At 31.1% G+C, this 12,332-nt stretch carries 8 protein-coding genes; 7 read left to right on the top strand and 1 reads right to left on the bottom strand.

The genetic code is table 11. From position 1 onward, the window contains the following. Positions 1-103 precede the first annotated feature (103 nt). From T483_RS0100635 to T483_RS0100610, 6 genes are all read left to right on the top strand, one after another. Positions 104-1,597 carry a GH39 family glycosyl hydrolase gene (locus T483_RS0100635; RefSeq protein ID WP_026885065.1) on the top strand — a complete coding sequence of 498 codons (1,494 nt, stop codon included), beginning with the start codon at positions 104-106 and terminating at the stop codon, positions 1,595-1,597. A 16-nt stretch (positions 1,598-1,613) separates the two neighbouring features. Then, positions 1,614-3,152 (top strand): glycoside hydrolase family 43 protein, encoded by a 1,539-nt coding sequence (locus T483_RS0100630; RefSeq protein ID WP_026885064.1) that lies wholly within the window; start codon positions 1,614-1,616, stop codon positions 3,150-3,152. Between the two features lie 57 nt (positions 3,153-3,209). Next, a complete protein-coding gene (locus T483_RS0100625; RefSeq protein ID WP_026885063.1) occupies positions 3,210-5,021 on the top strand; it encodes a family 43 glycosylhydrolase in 1,812 nt (603 codons plus the stop codon). 230 nt (positions 5,022-5,251) lie between these two features. Next, positions 5,252-7,066 carry a sensor histidine kinase gene (locus T483_RS0100620; RefSeq protein ID WP_026885062.1) on the top strand — a complete coding sequence of 605 codons (1,815 nt, stop codon included), beginning with the start codon at positions 5,252-5,254 and terminating at the stop codon, positions 7,064-7,066. A gap of 14 nt (positions 7,067-7,080) precedes the next feature. Further along, on the top strand, positions 7,081-8,676 hold the full coding sequence (locus T483_RS0100615; RefSeq protein WP_026885061.1) for a response regulator transcription factor: 1,596 nt from the start codon (positions 7,081-7,083) through the stop codon (positions 8,674-8,676). Positions 8,677-8,762: 86 nt separating this feature from the next. After that, a complete protein-coding gene (locus tag T483_RS0100610) occupies positions 8,763-9,605 on the top strand; it encodes a polysaccharide deacetylase family protein (RefSeq protein ID WP_026885060.1) in 843 nt (280 codons plus the stop codon). A gap of 98 nt (positions 9,606-9,703) precedes the next feature. Here the strand turns inward: T483_RS0100610 and T483_RS0100605 are convergent, their stop codons facing one another. Beyond that, positions 9,704-11,011: a glycoside hydrolase family 27 protein gene (locus T483_RS0100605; RefSeq protein WP_026885059.1), complete on the bottom strand. Its 1,308-nt coding sequence runs from the start codon at positions 11,009-11,011 to the stop codon at positions 9,704-9,706. A 191-nt stretch (positions 11,012-11,202) separates the two neighbouring features. On the opposite strand from T483_RS0100605, the gene T483_RS30040 reads away from it, so the two are divergent. Further along, entirely contained in the window at positions 11,203-12,045 is an 843-nt protein-coding gene (locus T483_RS30040) for an AraC family transcriptional regulator (RefSeq protein ID WP_026885058.1), read from the top strand. Positions 12,046-12,332: the final 287 nt, after the last annotated feature.

Below are 12,332 nucleotides of genomic sequence, written 5' to 3'. Positions count from 1 at the left end.
AATTAACATGAAGGAGTGGCTGGATATCAGCGACTCCTTCAAGCACAGTAAGTTTTAGCAATATACTTGAAGTATGTAAGTAAGAAAGGTAAGAAGATAATATATGATTAAACATTATTCTATAATAAAGGGAAAGAAAATTACATTTAACAATAATGCATTGTTCTGCATTGGAACGGGAAGAATGGGACTTGCACTTCATAAAGCTTATCAAGAACAATTGAAATATGTTCAAGACAACATACATTTTTCTCATATTCGCGGGCATGGATTGTTTTCTGACGACATGGCAATTTATCAGGAGTATAAAGATGATATTGGAAATATGACTGCAGAGTATAACTTTACGTATCTTGATATGGTTATGGATTCTTATCTTGAACTTGGGATACGTCCATTTTTAGAATTAGGATTTATGCCACAGAAATTAGCTTCTGGAGATCAAACAGTATTTTATTGGAAAGGAAATGTGACACCACCAAGAAATTATGAAGGATGGAATGCTCTTATTCAGGCAACATTAAGACATTTAATGGAACGTTATGGGAAAGACGAAGTGGTAAAATGGCCGATTGAGGTATGGAATGAACCAAACTTAAATGCTTTTTGGAAAAATGCAGACAAGCAAGAGTATTTTAAATTGTATGAATTCACAGCAAAAGCCATTAAAGAGCTGGATAAAAGATTTAAAATCGGAGGGCCTGCAATTTGCGGTGTTGATGATGTGAACTGGATGAAGGATTTTATGAATTTTTGCCATGAAAGTTCTGCTCCAATAGATTTCGTAACAAGACATGCTTATGCAACAGAAGCGCCTGAACATATTGGGCATTATGGATATCAAGAATTGCGTGAGCCAGAAAATTTACTTAAGGAATTGCAGATAACTAGGGATATTGTAGATAGTTATGAAGAATATAAAGGTATGGATATCCACATAACGGAATTTAATACTTCTTATATTCCCAATTGTCCGCTACACGATCAAAATGTTAATGCTGCTTATATCGCTAAGCTTCTTTCTAGCTTAGGTGATTGCAATGCCTCATATTCTTATTGGACCTTTGGAGATATTTTTGAAGAAAATGGAGTTCCATTTACTCCATTCCATGGCGGTTTTGGTCTTGTTGCTAATGGTGTAATTCCAAAACCAACCTTTTGGACATTTGCATTCTTTAAAGAGCTGCAAGGTGAGTGCGTACATCGATCTGAGGAAGCTGTTATAGTAAAAACACAAGACGGAAGCTATAAAGGTGTTGCGTGGAATTTAATAAAAAATGTTGAGGCAGACCGAGACTTGGAGTTGAATTTTACACTGCCAATGAGCAAAGAGGCATGTCTATTAGTAAAAACTGTTGATGAAGTGTGTTGTAATCCTCTTAAGATTTGGCATGATATTGGAGAACCAGCATATCCGACGCCAGCACAGAATGCATTACTTCGTGGAAGCTCAATGCCATTAGTTACTACGGAGCGAGTGGCAGCAGAGAAGGAAGAGACTACAATTAAGCTGAATTTAAGCAAGAATGCTTTGACATATTTTGAAGTATTTCCAGTAGATCAAAAAAGTGATAGAGGATATATATATTCAAAATAAGAGAGGAGGTTCTAATATGAGAGGTAATCCCATTATTTGGGCTGACTATCCAGATCCAGATATAATACGAGTAGATGATACTTACTATATGGTTACTACAACAATGCATTTTATGCCAGGTTGCGTTATTATGCAATCCTATGATCTTATAAACTGGGAAGTAGCAACTTATGTATATGAAGCCTTAGATGATACACAAGGTCAGAAACTAGAAGGTGAAAAACATATCTATGGAAAAGGAATGTGGGCAGCCTCCCTTCGTTATCATAAGGGAAAATTTTATGTATGTTTTGTAGCAAATGATACGCAAAAGACATATCTGTTTACAGCTACAGATATAGCTGGACCTTGGAAAAAACAAATAATAGAAGGCTTCTATCACGATTGTTCATTGCTATTTGATGATGACGACAGAATTTATATTATTTACGGTAACACTGAAATTCATCTCACAGAATTAAATAAGGAGCTTTCAAGCCCTAGAGCAGGTGGAATAAATAGAATAATTGTGAGAGAGACACAAGAGTTTTACCTTGGGTATGAAGGAGCTCATTTCTATAAAATTAATGGTAAGTATTATGCATTTTTTATTCATATACCAAAGTTTGGACATCATAGAAGAACTCAAGCTTGCTTTGTAGCAGAATCTTTAGAGGGAGAATTTGTTGGGGGAGAGGTTTTTGATGATGATATGGGATATTTTAATTCAGGTGTAGCGCAAGGAGGAATAGTAGATACTCCTGATGGTATCTGGTATTCAATGTTATTTCAAGATCATGGTGCTGTTGGACGTATACCAGTTCTTGTACCACTGCGCTTTGAAAATGGCTTTCCGGTATTTGATAAAAAAGCTCCTGAACATATTGAGATTCCGAGTACACGATCAGATTATGAATATAAACCGCTTGTTGGAGATGATGATTTTATTTATAAACCGGATGATAACCACAAGATTCATTTAAAGGATATCTGGCAGTGGAATCATATACCGTCAAATAATTTATGGTCAGTAACAGAAAAGCCAGGAACATATCGCATCCATTCAGGAAAAATAAGTCCGAATTTAAATTATGCAGTAAATACACTTACACAACGTGCCATGGGACCTGCGTGTGAAGTTACTGTAAATTTGGATGGTAGTGAACTTAAAAATGGTGATTATGCTGGTTTATGCTTTCTAATCAGTTCCTACGGATTGATTGCACTCACCAAAGAAGAAGACAAATATTATTTGGTGATGTTAGCAAGAGAAACTGATGACAAATCCATCTTTGGAAATTTGATAGATAATGAGCCGGGAACTGAGTATGCGAGGATTCCTATAAAGGAAAACAAAGTTGTACTTAAGGCACACGGCTGTTTCGTAGACAATAAAGACGAGTGTGAGTTTTATTATCAAGATGGAGAAGAATGGATTAAATTAGGTATCACACATAATATGGTATGGAAAATGGATCAGTTTGTAGGGTGTCGCTTTGGTTTATTCTTATTTTCCACGAAGGAAATTGGTGGAACTGCTGAGTTTTCTAAGTTTAAGTATAGCATTTTAAAGTAAGAGATAATAACTATACAATGCTATTTGGAAATTATAAATTAAGGAGATGGATTAAAAATGATATCAGAAATGAAAAAAACTGCTAACTATATACTTTGCTACACTAGAGCTCCACAAGAAGATGACATATATTCTACTAAGTTAGCATATAGTATGCATCTTGCCTATAGCGATGATAGAATAAAGTTTGAAGATTTAAATCATAATTCAGGTGTTTTATTTGCTAAAGCAACTGAAAATGAGGACGGATCTCTTAATGCAAAGAGTTTGAAAAATCCTTATATTTTTCATATGAAAGATAATACTTTTGGAGTTATAGCTGTACGCACAAAACAAGATGGAGAAAATGATAGTCAAAGTAAAGGCTCTGTTTTATTATTTACATCATCAGATTTATTGCAATATAAAGAAATAGGTTTAATTAATTTAAAAAGTGATGCATATGTAAATGATGTGGCATGCGAATATAATGAAGAAATGAAAACTTATTTTATTCATTGGAGTGATGAAAGTGGAAACTATTATAAGAATTCCATCACTAATATTACAAATCTAGAGGATGCTTCAATGCCAGAAAGAACAGAAGCTTTTGCGATAGATAGTGTAAAGAGTGATATAGAAGGGATAGTACCACGCAATGTAATAAATGTATCTACAGAAATAGCTCATAGAATTATTTGTAAACTAACTGCTCCAACAAATATCAAAATTGAAATTCCAAGCAGTGTGAAAGTGACATCTAAAGAGGATTTAAAAGATGTAAAAGCAACTGCTATTTATAGTGATGGGACAACTGACTTAAAGACTATAGATTGGAATACAGGTGAAATAGATTGGAATAAAGAAGGAACATATAGGATTACAGGCACTATACATCAAGATCATTATGAATTTCCAATTGCTATTAATCGTGCAGATCCATGTGCTATAAAATGGAACGGAAAGTATTATTTTATTGCAACTAATGATGCTGATGAAAATCATACATTATATATGAGAGAAGCAGACAGTATACCTGAGCTTGTAACAGCAGAAGAAGCATTAATACTAGATTCAGACACATATGATGATATCAAGAATTTATTATGGGCACCAGAATTTCATATCATAGAAGGTGAATTATATATTTTTCATGCCGCAACAACAGGCGAATTTTTCTGCGTAGAATCTCATTTTATGAAGCTCAAAAAAGATGGTGATCCAATGTGTGCTGCAGATTGGTCAAGACCACAGCGAATTGTAAAGAAAGATGGCACAGAATTATGTGAAGCGGGAAAAACTATATCTCTTGATATGACCGTATTTGAATGGGGCAGTGATTACTATGTTTGTTGGTCACAACGCCAGTTTTTGCCTGTAGATCTTGGAGCATGGCTTTATATTGCAAAGATTGATCCAAAAGAACCGTGGAAATTAATAAGTGATCTAGTAATTATTTCCAAGCCAGAATATGGTTGGGCAAATAACCATACCTTTGTTGATGAAGGGCCATTTGCTCTTATTAAAGATGAAAAGATATTTTTAAGCGTTTCAAGTGCAGCTATAGATTCGACTTATGTTATAGGACTTTTAACTGCTGAAAAAGATGCAGATTTATTAAATCCAAACAGTTGGACAAAGGGGAACTATCCACTTTTAACTGCTAGAAGTGTTCCCGGAGAATATGGAACAGGACATAACTCATATGTAACTGACGATGATGGAATTGTATGGAATCTTTATCATGCAAGACCTGGAGTTGATGCACCAAGAAGTAGTGGAATTCGTCGAGTACATTTTGATATAGATGGTTATCCAGTACTAGATTTAACAGAGGACAAAGACTTGAATCCCCAATTAGCAAATGTTTCAATTAATATTATAATATAAAGTTATTTATATTTTGATTTAGATATATAAAAGCATTGTTATGATAAATTAAATATAAAATCAAAATAGATAATAATACTTATAAATATTTTAAGGTAGTTAAATAAAAAGTTTTTGTAACAAGAGAGTATACTAATTGGAAATAACATCAATTATTTGATTATTTTACTATGATGTTATATTATATTCATAGAATACAAGTGCGTATTATTTTTTAAGAGGGTAATAAAATGAAGAACTTTAAAATATTGAATAATTATAGTATTAGATCAAAATTAATAATAATATATTTATTCTGTGTTCTAATTCCTATGATAGTTACTAACTCTATAGTGTATATAACTATAAAAAGTAACGAGGTAAGAGAGCAAAGAATAACAATGGAGCATGCAATAGAAAGGGTTAAATATAATTTGAGTTCAGTTTTAGATGATTGTGTATTGGTATCAAATCATTTGCATAATGACATAACTTTAAATGATTTTATTACAAGAAGGTATGATAATCTTCTTGATTACTATGAAAGATATAATTATTTATTACAAAATAATGTAATCAATTACTACTATAATTCTCAACATGTATATCAAGTTACTATATATACCGATAATGATACTATTAGTAATAGTAGTAATTTTAGAAAATTAACATCAGAAACACGCCAAAGTGAGTGGTATAGGCAATTCTATAACAATAATGAAGATATGACTATATCAGTATATTATGATGATAATAGGAAGAATTATGGAATAAATAATACTGCACGAACAATTAGCATTACAAGAAAGTTAGACAACTTCGACAAAACGCATGAGAATATTTTGAAAATTGACGTTGATTATAATGTTATATTAAATGATATTTTAAATGAAAAAATGGAAGATAATTTATATGTATGTAATAAGAGTTATATATTATTTTCTAATAAAAAATCTAACGTTGGTACAGAAGAATTTGACACAATAGATTCTATAGAAGAAAAGGATGTTAAGTTAAACGACTTTTTTAGATTTAAGGTAGCAAATGAAGCATGGAATATTATTATCACGGCAAATGAGGTCAGTCCTTTATCAAAAATTGTAGAGAGAAAAGAAATATTATTTGGACTAGCGATATTTAATTTATTGTTGCCTACAATTATTATTATTTTGGTATCTCACTCTATAGGTTATAGGGTAACACTGCTTGGTATATATTTAGGAAAGGTAGAAAATGAGGAATTTTCAACAATAGAGTATAATGATGGACAAGATGAAATAGGGAAATTAATTCGCAGCTATAATTTAATGGTATTAAGAATTAAGGAATTAATAGAAGTAGTGTTTAAAAGGGATGCAGAAAAGCAAAGGCTTGAACTTGCAAAAAAGCAGGCTGAATTAAAAGCACTTCAAAGTCAAGTAAACCCTCATTTTATGTTTAATACTCTTGAAAGTATTCGAATGAGAAGTTTAATTAAAGGTGAAAGTGAAACAGCAGAAATAATTGAAAATTTATCAGCATTGCTAAGAAAGACAATAAATTGGGGAGAAGATTATATTACAATTGAAGACGAGATGCTCTTTGTGGAAAATTATCTTCAAATACAAAAATATAGGTTTGGGGAAAAATTAACTTTTAGTTTTTATGTTATGGGAGATTGTAAGAGAATAAGGATTCCGAAACTATCAATTTTAAGTTTTGTTGAAAATGCTTGTGTTCATGGTATTGAAGAAGTATCCCATAATGCTAGTATTAATGTTTCCATATTTAAGTATGATAGTAGATTATTCATAGAGATTTCAGATACAGGAAGTGGTATGGAGGAAGATCAGTTGAATTCAATTAGAGACAAGCTAAGAAATGCAGAAATAGATATGCTTAATAACAGCAAAAGTACAGGTGTACTTAATACTTATATGCGTTTGCAAATGTATTGTAATAATAATATGCAGTTCGAAATTGACAGTAAACCAAAGGAAGGAACGGATGTTACAATACAGATTTTTCTTGATGAGCCAGGGGTAAGCAATTCTTTTGTTAAAGAGAATCAGAATAATAATTTCTAATTTGGGAGGATATTATGATAAGGGTGTTGATAGTAGATGATGAACCATTTATTAGGCAAGGGTTAAAAATTCTAATTAATTGGGAACAATATGGTTATGAAATTGTTGGAGAGGCTGCTAACGGCATTGAGGCAATAAAGGAATTAGAAACAAAAGATGTGGACTTACTCATTGTAGATATAAAAATGCCAGAAATGAATGGAATTGAATTAATTGAGTATGTGCGTGAAAATATATTGACTGAGATAAAAATAATTGTATTGAGTGGATATTATGAGTTTGAATATGCAAAGAAAGCGATAAAGTGTAATGTAACTGATTATATTCTAAAGCCAATTCAAAGAGATGAACTAGTTAAAGTGCTAAATTCATTTAAAGAAGAGTATATGAAGCAGAAAAAACAAAATACCGTACAGAAAATAAAAGACAAAGTTGTATATGATAGATTTCTAAATGAGATTATATATGGTAAATGCAATGATTCCAATCTGAAATATATTAAAAAGCGTCAAATGTTTTCTTCTGAGCTCAGATATATGATCATTGAAATTAATTATTGTAATAATGATGAAATTAACATATCAGAGAATGAAAAAATGGAACAGCAGCAAATTTTCTATCAAAACATGATTAGTTGGTTGGGTGAAAATTATTATAATGTAATTATTGATATGGGACAGTCAAAAGAATGCTATGATATTGGATTTATTTATGATAAAAGATTAGCAAAAGAAAAAGGAATGAACGAGAGTGAATATATTTTAAACTTTAAATCTGGTATGCAACAGATTCAAAAACATGATTTCTTTATTTATATAGGTGAGAAAGTAAATAGTATTGAAGAAATATCATTATCATATAAATCTGCTACTGTGGCTAAGTTATTTTCTGATTTTTCAATTGAAAACAATATCACTTATTATGATGAAATGGCAAAGAGAAAAGAGTTAAGCTGTAATGCAGGAAAACAGTACATGGATTACCTAATTCATGAAATTGAGGATAATAATAAGGAAGAAATAATAAAGTGTGTTGATAGGATTTATACGAGTTTTAGAGAATATAAAATAAATTTAGATATAATAAAAATCAATATAAATTATTTATTATGTAATCTTATTAATATTGCAAAAGAATTAGATTCAGAAATAAATCAAGAGGAAGTAATGCAGTATATTAGTTCTGTTTCTTTTGAACAAATGATAAGCAGAGGAAGTGCAAACCATCTAAAGACATTTTCTTTAGAATTTGCAGAATATTTAAGTCAATTAAGACAAAACTCATTTCAAGGGATTTTGAATCAAATTGATAAAGAGATTTCAGAACACTACATGGAAAAATTAAGTTTAAAATATTTAAGTGAAAAATACTATATTAATAGTGCATATTTAGGTCAAATATTTAAAAAGCAGTATAGTATATCATTTAAGGATTACTTAAATGCATATAGAATTGAAAAAGCAGCAGAACTACTAAAACGTAGTGATGATAAAATTTATAAAATTGCAGAGAAAGTTGGATATAACAATACTGATTATTTCATCAATAAATTCGTTCAGCTGAAAGAAAAGACACCTTTGCAATACAGAAAACAATTTTGCTGCAGATGATTAATGGTAATTTCTAGGTAAGATGTCCACTAATATTTAGTGAATATATAAGTATCAGGGTAAAACAATTGAACAGGAGTGATATTATGGCAAGTATATTTTTAAGGTTCCCTGAAGGCAGAGCTAAGGCTCTTACACTAAGTTATGATGATGGTGTAGAACAGGATATTCGTCTAATTGAAATTATGAATAAGTATGGATTAAAAGGGACTTTTAATTTGAATAGTGGAGTATATGCAGAAGAAGGTACAATTTATCCAGAAGGGCAGATTCACCGTAGAATGACTGAAAAGCAGGTTACGGAGGTTTATAAAAATTCTGGTCAGGAAGTGGCAGTTCATTCTTTAACACATCCATTTCTTGAACAATTATCAAGTAATCTTGTTATTAAAGAAGTAATGAAAGATAGAGAAAACCTTGAAAGGCAATTCAATACAATAGTACGTGGAATGGCCTATCCTTATGGTACCTTTGATGATAAAGTTGTTGCAGCAATTAAAGCATGTGGGATTGTATATGCAAGGACTGTAATTTCAACTAATGACTTTAGGATTCCAAGGGATTGGATGAGATTAACCGCAACCTGCCATCATAAGTCACCAGAACTAGAAAACCTTTCAAAAAAGTTTGTTGAAGATGAGGTGACTCATTCACCTTATTTATTTTATCTGTGGGGACATAGCTATGAATTTGAAGCGGATGATAATTGGAATGTTATTGAGGATTTTGGTAAATATGTAGGTAAAAGAGAAGATATTTGGTATGCAACAAACATAGAAATTTATGAGTATATTGAGGCCTATAATAGATTAATATTTAGTTCTTATGGCAAGAAGATAAAGAATCCATCAAGTATAAAAATATGGTTTGAATATGATGAAAAGATCATTGAAATAGATGCAGGAGAAATAATAGAAATAGGAAATTAGTATAAAATAATATGCTCCCTTATGGCAGACACAATAAGTAATAAAATGTTTTCATTTTTTTGCTGTCTACTTAGCAGGGAGCGATTGAGTTTTTTAGTCTACAGCTGTTTATTCAATTTATATAATGATGCACCATGCGGAGGAATATTAGAAATAAGTACATTCTGAACTAGAGGTAAATTTTCATGTTTCCATAAATCACGAGGAGAAACTTCAGTACTAATTCCAATATCTTTTAAAGAAATGTCTAAAATTTGACTTTCTTCTGATAAATTGAATAGAGCTAAATAACAACTATCATAGTTAACATCTCTACTAAACCATATTGCATGTTTATTATCACGTTCTATTTGAATTGCTCCATGTGAATTTGCTATCAAATGAAGTACTTCATCATTTGTCAAAAGTTCTAAAGTTTGGGAATCTAATTTGGTCAATTCAGCTCCAATCATTAGGGGAGAACGGAATATGCACCAAAGGGTCATCAATGTAATCTGTTCTTCGATTGTAAAATTGGTATAACGCTCATGACCAAAGCCTTTGCCTAACCACCCAATTGGAATCATATCGCAGTCCGGATAGCAGCCAGTTGATACATGGTTTTGCCAAATCTCACAACGTCTAAACATATCTTTTAACAAGTCCCAATTATCCCAGAAGTCATCAGTAATACGCCACATATTTGCATACTTTTCTAAATGCCAAGCCTTTTCTATAACAGCTGGTCCTGGAGAAAGACTTAAAACCATATCTCTTCCAGAATTTGAGATAGCCTTATGAATCATTTCGATTTCTTTTTCAGCTGAATATGGATTATCTATATAGAAATTAGTGTTGCATATATCATCGACCTTTACAAAATCAACACCCCACTGCGCATATAGTTCAAAAATGGAATTATAGTATTCTTGAGCACCAGGCTTCTGGCAATCAACTCCATACATATCAGGATTCCATTTACACACAGAATAAGGGTTTGCAATTTTATCAGCAGTTATATCAGTACCTTTAATTTTCATATGTGTATGAGCAGCATATCTAGGAATACCTCTCATAATATGAATACCGAATTTTAAACCTAAGCTATGGATATAGTCTGCAAGAGGACGGAAACCAGCACCATTTTTAGAAGATGGAAATCTGTTTTCAGCAGGAATCTGCCTAGAATACTCATCCATATTAAAATGGCTAAAGTTTATATATTGGTAGTTTGTTCTATCGGTGCCTGCATCAGGATCAGACCATTGAATATCAACAACAACATAATCATATCCATGAGTTTTTAAATGTTTTGCCATATACTCTGCATTAGCTTTTACTTCGGCTTCATTTACTGTAGTATCATAATAATCATAACTATTCCAACCCATTGGCGGAGTTTTTGCAAAATTGTTTTTTAATAGCATAATAAAAATCCTTTCTATGAAAAATTTATAAATTAACTTAAGTATCCCATTAAACTCTTGTATGAATAACGTATTTTTTTGATGTAATCATACTGTACATTTTTATATTAATATGATACTTTATATTAAGTTTATTACAGCATTTCTTGAAGCTGCAAGAGTGATAAAATGATAAAAGAGGTGAATTTTTGATGTCATATAAATTTGGATCTTATGGTTTTGTATTTTTTGACCAAATTCCAAATCCACCATTTGAATTGAAGGATATGGGAATTGAAAAGAGGAATACTTCTGATTATTATTTTGATAATAATCTTAGGGATATAAAGGGATATTTGTTTCAATATACTTTAAAGGGTTATGGAGTTTTTGAAACAGGAGATGAAAAATATAATATTAAGGCAGGACAGGCGTTTTTTGTAGAAATTCCAGATGACGAAAAATATTATTGTCCAGATGATTTAGATGAGGATGGGTGGCAGATATTATATATTCATTTTGAAGGGACTGCTGTAAAGCCCTATTATGATAAGATAGTGAACAAGACAGGAAAGATTATAACACTTTCTGAAAATAGTAGTGTAATACAGTATTTATTAAAGTTTCATGAAAACTTAAGGAATGGAATGCATATTCAGCCCTTTGTAGGAAGTGAAACAGTTTTTCATTTTTTATGCTTGTTATGTAGTAAAGTTGCTTATAATCAAGATGATTATTCTATGAGAACAAGGATAGCCATAGAAAGAATGGAAAATGATTTTTCAAAACTTGAAGGAATTAACACATTAGCTGATGGATTAGGAATTTCTCTTAGTCACTTTACTAGAGAATTTACTAAGGAAACAGGAGTAAATCCATTAAAATATCTTACAAATATTAGGATGCAACATGCAATGAAATTGCTTCACAACACAGAGTTGTCTATAAATGAAATAGCTTTAAAATGTGGATTTTCTTGTGGCAACTATTTTAGTAAGTGCTTTAAGAAAAATACAAAGCTTACACCATACCAATTTCGTAATGAAAGAAATTGATTTAGAAGTGAAAGAAGGGTGATGGTTAGTAGGGAAAATCAATTATATATAAAAACTTGGATAAAATCTATAATTTTATAGGTTTTAAATTGACAGTGATTTTAGTAAGATGGTTTTAGAATTAATTTAGTGAAATATACTTATGTAGTGTGACCGCATAAGTATAGCTTATTTTTAATATTATGATGTATCATAATTATACTTTTTATTGTAAACGTAAACTAAAACATAATAACACACTACTGGGAAAATTTCCAGTCTGTTTTACATTATCTCAAGAGGAGGGA

The organism is Clostridium beijerinckii HUN142 (genome assembly GCF_000621745.1).
Lineage (GTDB): Bacteria > Bacillota > Clostridia > Clostridiales > Clostridiaceae > Clostridium > Clostridium beijerinckii_A.
This window is presented reverse-complemented; position numbering and strand designations above follow the sequence as displayed.

What these genes read in the sequence shown, in the direction of transcription:
- T483_RS0100635 (WP_026885065.1), top strand. Translation starts at nt 104, where the DNA reads ATGATTAAACATTATTCTATAATAAAGGGAAAGAAAATTACATTTAAC.
- T483_RS0100630 (WP_026885064.1), top strand. Translation starts at nt 1,614, where the DNA reads ATGAGAGGTAATCCCATTATTTGGGCTGACTATCCAGATCCAGATATA.
- T483_RS0100625 (WP_026885063.1), top strand. Translation starts at nt 3,210, where the DNA reads ATGATATCAGAAATGAAAAAAACTGCTAACTATATACTTTGCTACACT.
- T483_RS0100620 (WP_026885062.1), top strand. Translation starts at nt 5,252, where the DNA reads ATGAAGAACTTTAAAATATTGAATAATTATAGTATTAGATCAAAATTA.
- T483_RS0100615 (WP_026885061.1), top strand. Translation starts at nt 7,081, where the DNA reads ATGATAAGGGTGTTGATAGTAGATGATGAACCATTTATTAGGCAAGGG.
- T483_RS0100610 (WP_026885060.1), top strand. Translation starts at nt 8,763, where the DNA reads ATGGCAAGTATATTTTTAAGGTTCCCTGAAGGCAGAGCTAAGGCTCTT.
- T483_RS0100605 (WP_026885059.1), bottom strand. Translation starts at nt 11,011, where the DNA reads ATGCTATTAAAAAACAATTTTGCAAAAACTCCGCCAATGGGTTGGAAT.
- T483_RS30040 (WP_026885058.1), top strand. Translation starts at nt 11,203, where the DNA reads ATGTCATATAAATTTGGATCTTATGGTTTTGTATTTTTTGACCAAATT.